Origin of the sequence: Amycolatopsis orientalis, assembly GCF_000943515.2 — a bacterium.
Taxonomy (GTDB): domain Bacteria; phylum Actinomycetota; class Actinomycetes; order Mycobacteriales; family Pseudonocardiaceae; genus Amycolatopsis; species Amycolatopsis orientalis.
The window spans coordinates 8,221,086-8,235,967 of the sequence record NZ_CP016174.1; the positions used below are offsets into that span (position 1 = coordinate 8,221,086).

12 protein-coding genes are annotated in these 14,882 nt (G+C 70.2%); 3 read left to right on the forward strand and 9 right to left on the reverse strand.

Going from position 1 to position 14,882, the window contains the following annotated elements; genetic code table 11:
- The first annotated feature begins 3 nt into the window (after positions 1-3).
- Positions 4-831: a siderophore-interacting protein gene (locus SD37_RS35590; protein WP_044854681.1), complete on the forward strand. Its 828-nt coding sequence runs from the start codon at positions 4-6 to the stop codon at positions 829-831.
- A 377-nt stretch (positions 832-1,208) separates the two neighbouring features.
- On the opposite strand, the gene SD37_RS35595 is transcribed toward SD37_RS35590, so the two are convergent.
- From SD37_RS35595 to SD37_RS35605, 3 genes are read right to left on the reverse strand one after another with little or no spacing between them, the layout of a single operon-like run.
- Entirely contained in the window at positions 1,209-2,498 is a 1,290-nt protein-coding gene (locus tag SD37_RS35595) for a sensor histidine kinase (protein ID WP_044854680.1), read from the reverse strand.
- Positions 2,499-2,553: 55 nt separating this feature from the next.
- Positions 2,554-3,363 carry a uroporphyrinogen-III synthase gene (locus tag SD37_RS35600; protein WP_044854679.1) on the reverse strand — a complete coding sequence of 270 codons (810 nt, stop codon included), beginning with the start codon at positions 3,361-3,363 and terminating at the stop codon, positions 2,554-2,556.
- Positions 3,356-4,324: a helix-turn-helix transcriptional regulator gene (locus tag SD37_RS35605; protein WP_044854678.1), complete on the reverse strand. Its 969-nt coding sequence runs from the start codon at positions 4,322-4,324 to the stop codon at positions 3,356-3,358. The genes SD37_RS35600 and SD37_RS35605 overlap by 8 nt, the downstream gene beginning before the upstream one ends.
- Before the next feature lie 62 nt (positions 4,325-4,386).
- Here SD37_RS35605 and SD37_RS35610 point away from each other — a divergent pair, with 62 nt between their 5' ends.
- Together SD37_RS35610 and SD37_RS35615 are read left to right on the forward strand one after the other, a co-directional pair.
- Entirely contained in the window at positions 4,387-4,782 is a 396-nt protein-coding gene (locus tag SD37_RS35610) for a DUF3224 domain-containing protein (protein WP_044854677.1), read from the forward strand.
- 8 nt (positions 4,783-4,790) lie between these two features.
- Complete coding sequence (locus SD37_RS35615) at positions 4,791-5,909, forward strand: winged helix DNA-binding domain-containing protein (RefSeq protein ID WP_044854676.1); 1,119 nt, start codon at positions 4,791-4,793, stop codon at positions 5,907-5,909.
- Positions 5,910-5,995: 86 nt separating this feature from the next.
- Here SD37_RS35615 and SD37_RS35620 read toward each other — a convergent pair whose 3' ends face one another.
- The 6 genes from SD37_RS35620 to SD37_RS35645 are packed head-to-tail and all read right to left on the reverse strand — an operon-like array spanning position 5,996 to position 14,855.
- On the reverse strand, positions 5,996-7,099 hold the full coding sequence (locus SD37_RS35620) for a uroporphyrinogen-III synthase (protein WP_044854675.1): 1,104 nt from the start codon (positions 7,097-7,099) through the stop codon (positions 5,996-5,998).
- A complete protein-coding gene (gene nirD, locus SD37_RS35625; RefSeq protein WP_044854674.1) occupies positions 7,096-7,443 on the reverse strand; it encodes a nitrite reductase small subunit NirD in 348 nt (115 codons plus the stop codon). Before nirD ends, SD37_RS35620 begins: the two co-directional genes overlap by 4 nt.
- Positions 7,440-9,944: a nitrite reductase large subunit NirB gene (nirB, locus tag SD37_RS35630; RefSeq protein WP_044854673.1), complete on the reverse strand. Its 2,505-nt coding sequence runs from the start codon at positions 9,942-9,944 to the stop codon at positions 7,440-7,442. Before nirB ends, nirD begins: the two co-directional genes overlap by 4 nt.
- On the reverse strand, positions 9,944-11,314 hold the full coding sequence (locus SD37_RS35635) for a nitrate/nitrite transporter (RefSeq protein WP_044854672.1): 1,371 nt from the start codon (positions 11,312-11,314) through the stop codon (positions 9,944-9,946). The genes nirB and SD37_RS35635 overlap by 1 nt, the downstream gene beginning before the upstream one ends.
- A gap of 47 nt (positions 11,315-11,361) precedes the next feature.
- Positions 11,362-12,789, reverse strand: a complete 1,428-nt coding sequence (locus tag SD37_RS35640; RefSeq protein ID WP_044854671.1) for an FAD-dependent oxidoreductase — start codon at positions 12,787-12,789, stop codon at positions 11,362-11,364.
- Positions 12,786-14,855 (reverse strand): molybdopterin oxidoreductase family protein, encoded by a 2,070-nt coding sequence (locus SD37_RS35645; protein ID WP_044854670.1) that lies wholly within the window; start codon positions 14,853-14,855, stop codon positions 12,786-12,788. The genes SD37_RS35640 and SD37_RS35645 overlap by 4 nt, the downstream gene beginning before the upstream one ends.
- Between the last annotated feature and the right edge of the window lie 27 nt (positions 14,856-14,882).

A 14,882-nucleotide genomic window follows, 5' to 3' on the forward strand; every position in this document is an offset into this window, starting at 1 on the left:
CTAATGAGCTATATCGAGGCGAAGGTGGCCGGTGTCCGGCGGCTCACCCCGCATATGAGCAGGGTGACCTTCTCGGGGGCGTCGCTGGTGGACCAGGCACCCGATCAGTACCTGAAGGTGTTCTTCCCGCAGCCCGGCCAGGCCGAGCCCGTGCTGCCCGCGCCGCTGAGCGGCGACGAGGTGATGTCCTGGTACCGGACCTATCTCGCGATGCCCGACGACGTCCGCCCGCCGATGCGCACCTACACGGTGCGCGCGCTGCGGCCGTCGGTGCAGGAGATCGACATCGACTTCGTGCTGCACGGCGACGAAGGCCCCGCCTCGGCCTGGGCTTCGCGCGCTTCGGAGGGTGACAAGGTCGCGTTCCTGGGCCCGCACGGCCTCTACGCCGTGCCCGAGGGCACGAACTGGCAACTGCTGATCGGCGACGAGACCGCGATCCCGGCGATCGGCGCGATCGTCGAGGCGCTGCCCGCCGGGACCAGGGCGGTGGTCTACGTCGAGATCGGCGACCGTGAGGACAGGCAGGTCTTCGAAACCCAGGGGGCGGTGGAGCTGCACTGGGTGGTGCGCGGCTCTGATCCTGTCGGCGACGCGGTGCTCGAAGCCGTGCGGAAGGCGGATCTGCCGGGCGGGACGCCCTACGCGTGGATTTCGGGCGAGGCGAACATGGTGAAGCTGACGCGGCGGCATCTCGTGCGGGAGCGCGGGGTCGACAAGCGGGCGATCTGTTTCACCGGGTACTGGCGGCAGGGGCTGAGCGAAGAGGCCGCCGGGCGTGAGGCCATGCGGCAGCTCGAGAACGGCGAGGTTCCTTCCGAAGAGGATTGACTGCGCTCGGGCGGGCTTGCCCTCCTGACCTGCGAAAAGGGAGCAGGGGACCTTTGCTACCGCAGGTGGGGTGTGTGGAAATAGGGACGTTGAGTGTCCCTATTTCCACACACCCCTCACTCCGCGTAGCGACGCCTGCTGACCGTGTGGATTTCAGGACGTCAGATGTCCCAAAATCCACACGGTCGCCGCGCTGACCCGCGGAAAGAGAGCAAGGGACCTTTGCTCTCGCTTACGTAGGCATGCTCGCGCCGACGATGAGCGCCGCGCCGTAGAGCCCCATCATGATCAACAGTCCGGTGTCCGGACCAAGCGATAGCAAAGGTCCCTTGCTATCGCTGCTGCCGCTCCGGCCCTCGGCGGTCACGCGCCACGACTCAGTGCGGCACCCAAAGCGTCACCCGGGTCCCGCGCCCCGGATGCGAATCGATGGTCCCCCGCCCACCGACCTCCGCCAGCCGCGCCATGATCGACTGACTGATCCCGAACCCCGGCGGCCGGTCCAGCATGCTGAAGCCGGTCCCCTGATCCCGCGCGATGACCGCGATGCCGCCTTCGCGCTCCTCGACGCGAAGCACGACCTGTTTCGTCCCGGCGTGCTTCACGGTGTTCCGGAGTGCTTCGCGGACAGCGTCGCGGATGGCGGTCCGGCGCGCGTGCGAGAGGCGGTAGTCCTCTTCGGTCTCCGCCGCGACGAGCTGGGTGCGGAGGCCGTCACGCGCCATTTCGGTAGCGACCTCGGCGAGGTCCGCGGCGAGCCCGCGGGCCGATGGCGCTTCCGGACCGGTCAGTTCGCGCCGCAGTTCGGCGGCCTGCGCCCGCGCGGTCGCGCGCATCTCCGCGAGCCGTTGCGACGCCGCGGAATCGTCGTCCGGCGCTTCCAGGCCCATCGCTTCGAGGGTCTGCAAGACGCTGTCGTGCATGAGCCGCTGGGTCCGCAACCGCTCGGCGCGCTGCCCGCGGCGCATCCCGATCCCGAGCGCGAAGCGCGTCCCGACGCCGAGCAGGATCAGGATCCCCGCTGTGGTCACCATCGCCACGAGGAGCGCGACCATGCAGCCCACCGAACGGCTCACCGCGAGCGGGTCGTCGAGGGGAAGCCCGCCGATCCAGGTCAGGAACAGGCGGAACGGCAAGGCCCCGAGCACCACCAGGAAAGCGGCGGGCAACCCGAACGCCAGCGTCCACAACGCCACCGTGCCGACCAGCCACGTCCACGCGACATCGACGGCGAACGGCTGGATCCCGGCGGGCGCCGTCGCGGCCACGAACGTCGCGAGCACCACGCCCACCGCGAGATCGGCGTACGTCAGCCGCCCGGACGTCTTCGCCCGGATGCCGCGGCCCCGCACCACCCACCAGACGGCGAAGACGTTCAGCAGCACCGCCAAGATCGTCGTGCTCAGCACCGGGACGATTCCGGCCGAGCCGTTCGCGACCAGGAAACCGAGGTACACCTTGGGAAAGGCCGCGACGCGGTAGAAGATCGGGCCGAGCGAGGAATAGCGGATCGCGCGCGTCAGCAACGAATCCGCGGAATCCTCGCGATAGCGCCAATCGGGCACGGAATCGGGGTCGGGTGCTTCATCGGGCGGGCTGGCGCCCAGTACCGAAGATCCCTTTCGCAACATCGCGCGCACGAAGGTGACCGATTGCGACTCGGACATCCGCCGCCCTCCCGTGCGTCCGGTATGTCGAGCCTGGCAAAGGGGATCACCCCCGTCAAGACGGCCGAATGCGCAGCTCCGCGACGAGAAGTTTCACCAGCGCGCCGAGTCGTTGCCGTTCCGGCTGGACGGTCGGGACGCCGGCGGCTTCCAGCGGCGCGGCGGTCACCGGTCCGACGCAGGCGCACAACACCGGACCTCGCAGCGCGGCAAGGAGTTCCTCGCGCCGCGAGCCCGCCAGGGTGAGCAGATTCGTCGCCGCGGGCGCGGACGTGAACGCCAGTGCGTGCACCCGCCCGGCGATCACACTTTCGACGAGTTCGTGCACAGGTTCGACATTCTCCGGCGAAAGCCAGCGATACGGCTGCGCCTGGACGACGTCCGCGCCGGACTCTCGCAGCAGTCCGGTGAGTTCGGGCAGCAGCGTGCCGTGCAGCTGGACGGCGACCCGCGACCCGCGCACCCCGGCGTCGCGCAGGCCCTCGAACAGTTCGGCGTTGCTCTCCTCCGGCGCGGAGAATTCCTCACGAAGTCCTTCACCGCGCACCGCACCGGCCGCTTTCGGCCCGCGCACGAAGATCCGTGACGCCGCCAGCCGTTCCAGCAACGGTTCGCGCAGGCCCCAGCCTTCGGCGGCGGAAAGCCAGCCACGGAACCCGGCACCGGTGGTGACCGCGGTGAAATCGACCGGGGCGGCCAGTACGGTGTCCGTCGCCGCGCGCAGTTCGGTGTCGTCCGGCAGCGGGACGATGCGGATGGTGGGCGCGTGCAGCACTGTCGCGCCGTGCCGTTCCAGTGCCGCGACGAAGTCGTCGGCCCGCCGTTCCGCGGTGATCCCGATCGTGATGCCGTCCAGGTCAGCCATAACGCGTGCCCATCTTCCTGATCTCCTCCGCCAGCCGCTCGCGCAGCTCCGGCGGTTCGAGCACTTCGAGGTTCCCGCCGAAGCGCAGCAGCTCACCGACGGCCGGTTCTCCCGGCTCGACGGGCAGGTCCATCGTCAGCCAGCCGTTTTCGTCCGGCTCGGCGTCTGCTTCCCGCAGCGCCCGCGCGCCGACCGCGCCCAGATAGAACGGCAACAGTATGCGGGCCCGCTCGTTCAGACGGACCACCGCCACCCGCGGGTACATCCGCTTTTCGAACTGTTCCGACCAGTCCCGCCAGTAGCGCACGAGGTCGAAGCCGGACGGCCGTTCGAAGGTCTCGCCGAGATCTTCGAGTTCTTCGATGCGGGAGACCCGGTAGGTCCGGTCGTTCCCTTCGCACCGCGCCGCGAGATACCAGTTCCCCGCCTTGAGGATCAGGCCCAGCGGATCGAGCACGCGGTCGACCTTCCGTTGTCCCCACCGTTCGTAGCGGACCTTGATCCGCTGGGTGTGCCACACCGCGTCGGCCAGTTCGGACAGCCGCGGCAGGCTCTCGATCCCGCGATGCCAGCCCGGGACGTCCAGATAGAACCGTTCGGACACCTTGCTCGCCCCGGTGCGCAGCTCCGCGGGCATGGCCGCGTGCAGTTTGAGCTGCGCGGCGGCGAGCACGGTGCCCAGCCCGAGTTCGGCGGCCGCGCCCGGCAGCCCGGCGAGCGAAAGCGATTGCGCCTCCTCCTCGGTGAGCCCGGTCAGCCGCGTGCGATAGCCGTCGACCAGCTGATATCCGCCCGTGCGCCCGCGATCGGCGTACACCGGCACGCCGGCCGCGGACAGCGCCTCGACGTCGCGGTAGACCGTCCGGACCGACACCTCCAGCTCGGCCGCCAGCTCCTCGGCCGTCATCCGGCCGCGGTTCTGCAGCAGGAGGAGGACCGACAGGAGTCTGCTCGCGCGCATGAATCCAGTATTCCCGAAAAACCTGACATGTTCTGACAGGTTTGACTGTCAAGGTGAGTCCCATGAACACGTTCGCCATGAAGAACTGGGAAGAGAACATCGTCAGCGGCACCGACGGCGGGCCGCGCGTCGCCTACGCGCACGCCACGCTCGCCTACAGCGGGCTGATCGAAGGCGAGTCGATCGTCGACTACCTGCTGTACTACGTGGGTGAGGGCTACGAGGGCGGCGGGACGACCGCGCCGGGCTTCGAACGTGTCGAAGGCAGCGTGGACGGACGCAAAGGCAGCTTCGTGATCAAGCACGACACCGGTTTCGACGCGAAGGGCATCACGTCGACGTTCTCGGTGGTCGAAGGCTCCGGAACGGGTGAACTCGCCGGGATCACCGGCTCCGGTACCACCACGGGTGTCCTCGGGGAGCCGACGATGTCCTACACGTTCGATTACTCGCTTTAGGAGGACAGGTGCTCGAGGTCGACCGTGAGCAGGTGCTCGCGTACCGGATCGCGGCGCACGGACTGCATCGCGAAGTGACGGACCCGGTCGCGGCGGCCGTGTTCGACCTCGGGCTGCAGGATTCCGTGCGGGACACGGCCCTGCTGGGCCTCGCCGCCCGTCTCGACGGCGAGGTCCGGCCGGACGTCTGGGAAGACGGGCGGTTCGTCCTCGCCTGGACGCATCGCGGCGCGCCGCATTTCCATCGCCGCGCGGAAATCGACGCCGTCCGGGCCGCTCTCGTACCGCTCGACGAACCGGACGCGATGGCCCGGATCCTGTGGCAGCACAAGCAGGTCGAGGCCGGGGGGATGTCCGCGACGGACGCGCTGTTCACCGCCGCGAAGGCGATCCGCGAGGTCGTCACCGGGGTGCTGACCAAGGGCGCGGTGAGCGGCGCGGTCACGAAACTGATCCCCGGCGGCCTGTCGTACGCGTGCCGCGGCTGCGGTGTCGTGCACATCTACGAGCAGCTGATGCGGGTCGCGACGCTCCATGCCGGGGTCCGGCTGGAACCGGGTGCGACCCCGGCGACGCTGGCCCCGCTGGAAAAGCGTGGCCGCCTGAAGACCGCTCCCGACGTCAAGGCGGCGACGCGGGTGGTCGAGGGCTACCTGCGGATCAACGGCCCCGCTTCGCCCGGTGACGCCGCCGCCTACGTCGGGACGACCCGCGCCGGGGTCGGCGCGATGTGGCCCGGTGACCTGGTCGAGGTCCGGGTCGACGGCAAGAAGGCGTTCCTGCCGGAAGACCGCCTGCCTTTGCTGGAGAACCCGCCGGAGCCGGACGTGGTCCGCCTGCTGCCACCGCTGGACCCGTTCGTGCAGGCGCGGGACCGCGCCGTGCTGGTGCCGGACAAGGCCCGGCAGAAGGAGGTCTGGAAGATCCTCGGCAACCCCGGCGCGCTGCTGGCCGACGGTGAGATCGCGGGGATCTGGCGGGCCAAGGCGAGCGGGCGGAAACGGCTCGACTTCACCGTCACCCCGTTCGACACCCTCCGCCCGGCCGTGCGGAAGGCGGCCGAAGAGGAGGCGGCCCGGGTCGCCGCCGCCCGCGACTTCCCCGAACACCGCGTCACCTTCGCCTGACGCCCTCCCACCTCCCGCGTTTCGTCCTCTGGATGCGGCGGTTGCCGTGCGCAACTACCGCATCCAGAGGACGAAACGCGGGGGGATCACGGGTCGACGGCCAGGCGATAGCCCCGTTTCACCACCGTTTGGACCACCTTCGGGGAGCCCAGGGCGTTCCGCAGCCGCCCGATGGCGGTCTCGACGGCGTGTTCCTCGCCGCCATCGGGCAGCGCGGAGATCAGCTCCCGCCGGGAGAACACTCGCCCCGGCGATTCCGCCAGCGCCCGCAGCAGCGCCATCGGCGCGGGCGCGATGTCGCACCACTGCCCGTCCACCAGCGCCGCCTGCCCGCGCAGCTCGATGTTCCGCCCGCCCGCGGTCAGCCGCGGCGAGCGGCCTTCGAGCGCGTCGGACACGGTCCGCGCGAGTGCCCCGATCCGCGACCGCGCGGGCTGCACCGTCGGGATCCCGAGCGCGGCCAGCGGCCCCGCGGTGATCGGCCCGACACAGGCCACCAAGACCCGTTTTTCCAGCGCCTGGACGATTCCCGACAGCCGCCCGGTCCGCTTCGCCACCGCCAGCATCGACGCGGCGGCCGGCGCGCTGGTGAACGGCAACGCGTCCACCGAGCCGTCGAGCACCGCGTCCAGCAGCCTGTCGAGCGGCCCGGGGTCGGTGGGCCCGACCCAGCGGTACACCGGCACCTCGATCACCTCGGCACCCGCGTCCCGCAGACTGTCCACAAAGTACGGAAGCGGCTCGCCGTGCAACTGCACCGCGACCCGCTGACCGTCCACACCGGACTCCAGGAGATGTTGTAACACCTCGGCGTTGCTCTCCGAAGCCGGTGAGTAGTCCTCCGAAAGCCCTGCCGCACGGATCGCGCCCTTGGCCTTCGGGCCGCGCGCGAGCAGCGCGGACTTCCCCAGCCGGGCCAGCAGTTCCTCCCCCAGTCCCCAGCCCTCGGCCGCCTCGATCCAGCCGCGGAAGCCGATCCCGGTCGTCGCGACGACCGCGTCGACCCGGTCCTCCAGCAGCCGCATCGTCGCCGATCGCAGTTCGGTGTCGTCGGAAAGCGGCACGATCCGGATCGCCGGGCCGTACCGCACGGTCGCGCCTTTACGCACGAACAGCGCGCCGAGCTCGTCAGCCCGCCGCGCCGCCGTGATACCGATGACGAATCCCGCCAGGGGAAGGACTTCTGTCACGGCGAGAATTCCACCTCCACGACGCCCCCGGTCACCCGGACCCGGTACGCCTCGACCGAGACGCCCTCGGCGTCGAGGCATTCGCCGGTCCGCAGGTCGAACCGTTCCTTGTACACCGGCGAGGCCACGACGGGGACACCGCCGGCATCGCCGACGATCCCCCGCGAAAGCACCGCGGCACCGCTGATCGGGTCCAGATTGGACAGTGCGTACCACCGGCCGCCGGGCAGCCGGAAGATCGCCACCTGGACGCCGTCGTCGAGCAGGGCCGCGACGCCGGACCATTCGGGGACGGCACCCGCCGCGCAGATGGCGGTCCAGGTGCGCTCGATCGAGGTCGTCACTGCTTCACCTCCGGGATGCCCAGCAGCACGGGTACTTTCTGGTCGCGTTCGGTACGGAACGAGATCGTCGGATCCGGTGTGCCCGGCGCGTTGACGAACGAGGTGAACTTCGCCAGCTTCTCCGGATCTTCCAGCACCCCGCGCCATTCGTCGGCGTAGTCGCCGACGTGCTTGGCCATGGCCGCGTCGAGGTCCTCGCAGATGCCGAGCTTGTCGTCGACGATCACCGCGCGCAAGTGGTCGAGACCGCCTTCCATCTCCTCGACCCACGGCGCGGTGCGCTGCAGCCGGTCCGCCGTGCGGACGTAGAACATCAGGAACCGGTCGATCGTGCGGATCAGTGTCTCCGTGTCCACCGCGGACACCAGCAGATCCGCGTGCCGTGGCGTGGCGCCGCCGTTCCCGCCGACGTAGAGGTTCCAGCCCTCCTCGGTGGCGATGATGCCGAAGTCCTTGCTCCGCGCCTCGGCGCATTCCCGCGCACAGCCCGAAACCGCGGACTTGAGCTTGTGCGGCGAGCGCAGTCCGCGATAGCGAAGCTCCAGTTCGATCGCGAGCCCGACGCTGTCCTGGACGCCGTAACGGCACCACGTCGAACCGACACAGGACTTGACCGTGCGCAACGACTTCCCGTACGCGTGCCCCGACTCGAATCCGGCGTCGACGAGCCGCCGCCAGATCAGCGGGAGCTGGTCGACGGTGGCGCCGAACAGGTCGATCCGCTGGCCGCCGGTGATCTTGGTGTACAGCCCGAAGTCCATCGCCACCTGCGCGATGACCATGAGCTTCTCCGGCGTGATCTCGCCGCCGGGGATCCGTGGCACCACCGAGTAGGTGCCGTTGCGCTGCAGGTTCGCCAGGAACTTGTCGTTGGTGTCCTGCAGGGTCGCCTGCTCACCGGCGAGGATGTGCCCGTTGCCCAGCGTGGCCAGGATCGAGGCGATCGCCGGTTTGCAGATGGCGCAGCCGGTTCCGGTGCCGTACCGGTCGATCATCTCGCTGAACGTGCTGATCCGCGTGGCCTGCAGGATCTGGAACAGCTCCGCGCGCGACTGCGAGAAGTGCTCACACAGCGCTTTGGACTGCTCGACACCGCAAGCCGTCAGCAGCTTGCCGAGCAGCGGGACGCAGGAACCGCACGCCGTCCCGGCCCGCGTGCAGCCCTTGATCTTGGCGACCGAATCGCAGCCCTCTTCGGTGATCGCGTGCGTGATGGTGCCCTTGGAAACCGCGTTGCAGGAACAGATCTGCGCCGCGTCGGGGAGTGCGTCGACCCCGACCGCCGATCCGCCGCCCGCCGGGGCGAGGATCGCACCCGGTTCGGCCGGCAGCGGCCTGCCGACCATCGCGCGCAGGGTGTTGAACTCGCTCGCGTCGCCGACCAACACCCCGCCGAGCAACGTCTTCGAGTCGTCCGAGATCACGAGTTTCTTGTACGTCCCGGCGACCGCGTCGTTGAACGCGACCTCCAGCGCGCCCTCGGTGGCCGCGTGCGCGTCACCGAAACTGGCGACGTCGACGCCCATGAGCTTGAGCTTCGTCGACATGTCCGGTTCGGGGAACGTGCCCTCGCCGCCGGTCAGCTGCGCGGCGACGACCTCCGCCATCGCGTAGCCGGGCGCCACGATGCCGTAGACCTTCCCCGCCACGGCCGCGCATTCACCGATCGCGTACACCGCCGGATCGGAGGTCCGGCAGGACTCGTCGACCAGGATGCCGCCGCGCGCGCCGACCTCCAGGCCGGACGAGCGGGCGAGATCGTCGCGCGGCCGGATCCCGGCGGAGAACACGACCAGGTCGACGTCGAGTTCCGTGCCGTTGCCGAGTTTGGCGATGTACCGCTCGCCGTCCGGCTCGATGGCGTCGGTCGACGTTCCCGTGTGGACGGTCACGTCGAGTCCGGTGATCAGCCGCCGCAGCAGGCCGCCACCGCCTTCGTCGACCTGCAGCGGCATCAGGCGCGGCGCCATCTCGACCACGTGGGGCGAGAGACCCATGTCCCGCAACGCCTTCGCCGCTTCGAGGCCGAGCAGGCCACCACCGATGACGACCGCCGAACGACGACCGCGGCCGGGCCGCTGAGCGGCTTCCCGGATGGCGTCGAGGTCCTCGATCGTCCGGTAAACGAAACAACCCGGGAGATCGTGACCCGGCACCGGCGGGACGAACGGCCGCGAACCGGTCGCGAGGACCAGCGCGTCGTACGGCTGCACGTGCCCGGACTCGGTGACGACGACCTTGCGGTCCCGGTCGACCGAGGTCACCGCGTCGCCGAGCCGCAGTTCCACCTGCGGGTCGTCGGCGTAGTCGGCCCCTTCCAGAGCCAGTGAAGCCGGATCCCAGGTGTCCACATAGGACGTCAGAGCGACACGGTCGTACGCGGGCCTCGCCTCCTCGGCGAGGACCACCACCTGCCATTCGCCGGTCTTGTCCTCCGCGCGCACGGCTTCCACGAGCCGGTGCGCGACCATGCCATATCCCGCGACGACGAGTTTCCGCATCAGACCTCCGCCCCGGCGAGCGCCAGACCTCGGGTGCTCGCCACCTCCGCCTGCTGTTTCCGCAGGTACACCGCCCATGTGACGGCGAAGCACAGCCCGTAGAAGACAAGGAAGGCGATGAACGCCGGCACCCCGCTCTTGGTGTCCGCGAACGACTGCCGGAAGGCCAGGTTGATGAACAGTCCGCCCAGCGCCCCGATCGCCCCGGCCAGCCCGATCAGCGCACCGGAGAGCTTGCGCGCCTTCAGCAGTTCGAGGGTCTCGTCGGCGCCTTCGCTGATCGCGACCTTCGCCTTGGCACGGAAGATCGCGGGGATCATCTTGTACGTCGAGCCGTTGCCGATCCCGGTCAGCACGAACAACACGATGAACGCGACGGTGAACAACGCCAGCGAGTTCGACGTCGACGCCAGGATCAGCACCACGGTCGCCGCGGCCATCCCGACGAACGTCGCGAAGGTGATCTTGCCGCCGCCGATCCGGTCGGCCAGCCAGCCGCCCGTCGGCCGGGAGAAGGATCCGAGCAGCGGCCCGAGGAACGTCACCGCGGCCGCCTGCAGCGGGGTCCTGCCGAACTGGTTCTGCAGCACCAGGCCGAAAGCGAAGCTGTAGCCGATGAACGAACCGAACGTGCCGACGTAGAGGAACGACATCACCCAGGTGTGCGGGTCCTTGACGACCTCGCGCATCGCCTTGGTGTCGCCCTTCATCGAGGAGAGGTTGTCCATGAAGAAGTACGCGCAGACCGCCGCGACCACGATCAGCGGGATGTAGATCGCCAGCACCAGCCGGGGCGCGGTCGCGCCGACGGTGCCGATGACCAGCAGGCCGATCAGCTGGATCGCCGCCACCCCGAGGTTGCCGCCGCCCGCGTTGAGCCCGAGGGCCCAGCCCTTGTGCTTTTCGGGGTAGAACGCGTTGATGTTGGTCATCGACGACGCGAAGTTCCCGCCGCCGACCCCGCCGAGCGCGGCGATCAGCAGGAACGTGCCGAGCGAGGTGCCCGGCTCCATCGCGATCGCGGCCAGGATGGTGGGCGCCAGCAGCAGCAACGCGCTGACGATCGTCCAGTTCCGGCCGCCGTACTTCGCCACCGCGAAGGTGTAGAGCGGCCGCATGAGCGCGCCGATCAGCGTCGGGGTCGAAACGAGCAGGAACTTGTCGGCGGCCGAGAACCCGTACTTCGGGCCCATGAACAGCACCATGACCGACCACAGTGTCCAGACGGAGAAGCCGATGTGCTCGGCCAGCACGGAGAACCAGAGGTTCCGCCGGGCGACCTTCTTCCCGGTCTCCTCCCAGAACTGCTCGTTCTCCGGATCCCAGTGCTCGATCCAGCGCTTGCCGCGGTGAACAGCCCTGGCGGTCATGAGGGCCTCCTTCTCTGTGGACGTCTTTCGGGTTTCCTGTAGCCGGATCACTGCGCGGCCAGCCATCTCGCGACCCCGCTGACGGCGTCCTTGCAGCCGCCGCAGCCGGTCGTCGCACGGGTCGCCCCGGCGAGGGCGGGGACGTCGGTGGCGCCGGCGCGCCAAGCCTCGACGAGCCGCCCCTTGGTCACCGCGTTGCAGCGGCAGATGACCGCCGACGCGGGCAGATCGGCCGGGCTCGACGCCGACGGCGCCCCGGCGGGCAGCGCGCGTCCCAAAAGGACGGCGAGCCGGTCTTCGGGCACCGGTGTGCCCCGGTCGTACAGCTGGGTGATCGACGCGGCCGCGTCGGGCAGGCCGAGCAGGATCGCGCCCGCCACCCGGTTCTCACGGAGGACGAGCTTGCCGTAGCGGCAGCCCGCCGGGTCGCTGAAGGTGAGCACTTCGGCGGTCGGATCGTCGGCGCCGGTCATCGTCTCGCCGAGGGCGGTGAGGTCGATCCCGCGCGCTTTGAGCCGCGTCACCGGCTGCGTGCCGCGGTAACGCGACGCGGATTTCGTGCCGGTGACCAGATCCGCGACCACCGCGGCCTGTTCCCACGCGGGCTGCACAAGCCCGCCGAACGCGCCGGGATGCTTGGCGCAGTCACCGATCGCGTGGATCCGGCCGTCGCTGGTGCGCAGCAGATCGTCGACGACGATGCCGCCCTCGACGGTCAATCCGGCGTCCACGGCCAGTTTCGTCTCCGGCCGGACCCCGGTCGAGACGACGATGAGGTCCGCGGGGACGTGCGTGCCGTCGTCGAGCTTGAGCCCGTCACCGCTGACATAGCGCGCCGCCCCGACCCCGAGCCGGAACCCGACGCCGAGTTCTTCGAGCTTCCTGGTCAGCACCCGCGCGGATTCCGCGTCCAGCTGCCGTTCCATGATGTGCGGCATCGGATGCACGACGGTGACGAGGTTTCCGCGCCCCGCGAGGCCCCGCGCCGCTTCCAGGCCGAGCAGCCCGCCGCCGAGGACGGCGACCGGGGCGCCGAGTTTGGCGGCGTCGAGGATGCGGGCGCAGTCGTCGAGCGTGCGGAACGCGACGACGTCGGGGCCGGGTTCGAGCCCCTCGACCGGCGGCATCCACGGATTGGCACCGGTGGCGAGCACGAGCGCGTCGTAGTCCACAGTGGACCCGTCGTCGAGGTGCACCCGCCGCGCCGCCCGGTCGATCGACGTCGCGGCGACCCCGCGGCGCAGATCGGCGCCGGTGCGGGACGGCCAGTCGTCGTCGTGGAGCCGGACGACCTCGGGCCGCATCGTCCCGGCGACCACCGACGAGAGCAGCACCCGGTTGTAGGCGGCGTGCGTCTCCGCGCCGACGACGGTGAGCCGGACGCGTTCGCCGTCGGGATCGCGGCGGCGGATGTCGTCCGCCAGCCGCGCGCCCGCCATCCCGTATCCGGCGATGACCACCGACCGGGGGCTCACGCGGCCGCCTCGGCCGGGGCGAGCGCGACCGCGCACACCTTGAACTCGGGCATCCGGCTGGTCGGGTCGAGCGCCGGGTTGGTCAGCAGGTTCGCCCGGCCCTCGCCGGGGAAGTGGAACGGCAGGAACACCAGATCCGGGCGCAGCGACGGCACGCAACGGATCCGGGCGTGGGTCTCCCCGCGCCGCGACCGCACGATCGCGAGATCGCCCTCGGCCAGTCCCGCCCGGGCGGCGGTGTCCGGATGAACTTCCACGAAGGCCTCCGCTACGACGTCGTTCAGCTCCTTGACCAGCCGGGTCTGCGCCCCGGACTGGTAGTGCTGCAGGACCCGGCCCGTGGTGGCCTGCAAGGGGAATTCGTCGTCGGGCACCTCGGCCGGGCCGACGTGGTCCACCGGCACGAACCGCGCGCGGCCGTCCGGATGGGCGAAGGAGTCGAGGAACATCCGCGGCGTGCCGGGATGCGTCTCCGCCGGAACGGGCCAGTACAGGGCCTCGCCGTCACGGAGCCGGTCGTAGGTGATGCCGGAGTAGTCGGCGACCCCACCCTTGGACGCCCGGCGGAGTTCGGTGAAGACGGTCTCGGCGTCGGACGGGAACCGCCCCTCGGGCTGGCCGAGGCGCTTGGCCAGTTCCGAAAGCACGCAGAGATCGGTCCTCGCTCCGGACGGCGGATCGATCGCCTTGCGGCGCAACAGGATCCGGCCTTCGAGGTTGGTCATCGTGCCGTCCTCTTCGGCCCACTGGGTGACCGGCAGGACGACGTCGGCCATCGCCGCGGTCTCCGACAGCACGAGGTCGGAGACGACCAGGAAGTCCAAAGAGGACACCTTGTCCTGGACGCGTCCGGCGCCGGGCGCCGAGACGACGACGTTGCTGCCGAAGACCATCAGCGCGCTCGGTCCGTCTTCGGTGCCGAGCGCTTCCAGCAGTTCGACGGCCGACCGGCCCGGCCCCGGCAGGGATTCCGGCGGCACACCCCAGACCCCGGCGACGTACTCGCGCGCGGCGGGGTCGTCGATCTTGCGATATCCGGGCAGCTGGTCGGCCTTCTGGCCGTGTTCGCGCCCGCCCTGTCCGTTGCCCTGGCCGGTCAGGCAGCCGAATCCGGACCCCGCCCGGCCGGGAAGGCCGAGCGCGAGCGCCAGGTTGATCCACGCGTTCACCATCGCGGTGCCGTTGGCGTGCTGTTCGGTACCGCGCGCGGTGAGGATGTAGGCGTTGCGGGCGGCGGCGAGTTTGGCGGCGACCCTGCGCTGGTCGGCGGCCGAGACGCCGGTGATCTGCTCGACCCGCTCCGGCCACCACGCCGCGACCGAACGCCACAGCTCCTCGAAGCCGGTGGTCCGGGCGTCCACATAGGACTGGTCCAGCAGCCCGTCGGCGACGACGGCGTGCAAGATCCCTTGTGCGAGCGCGAGATCGGTACCCGGCGCCGGGGCGAGGTGGAGTCCGGCCAGTTCGGCGGTCGCGGTGCGGCGCGGGTCGACGACGATCAGATCCGCGCCGCGCAGGTGCTGGGTGAACGGCGGCATCGTCTCGGCCGGGTTCGCGCCGACGAGCAGGACGGCGTCGGCGTCGGCGAGATCCGTGACCGGGAACGGCATCCCGCGGTCGGCACCGAACGCCTTGATCCCGGCGGCGGCCGCCGAGGACATGCAGAACCGGCCGTTGTAGTCGATCTGCGAGGTGCCCAGCGCGATACGCGCGAACTTGCCCAGCAGGTACGCCTTTTCGTTGGTGAGCCCGCCGCCGCCGAAGACGGCGACCGAATCGGCTCCCTTGGCCGCGCGGATCTCGGTGAGCCGTCGCGCGACGAGGTCGAGGGCCTGCTCCCAGCTCGCGGGCCGGAGTTCGCCGTCGACCCTGATCAGCGGGGTCGTCAGCCGGGAAGGCGAGGTGAGGAGCTCTCCCGACGTCCAGCCCTTCTGGCACAGACCACCGGCGTTGACCGGGAAGTCGCGCGGGGCGACGCGGGCGCCGTCGAGGCTCATCCCGCACTGCAGGGCGCAGTACGGGCAGTGCGTGTCCACCGCGGTCGTGGTGGGGGCGGCGAGCGGCACGGGCACCTCCTCAGGCGTCGATTGCGC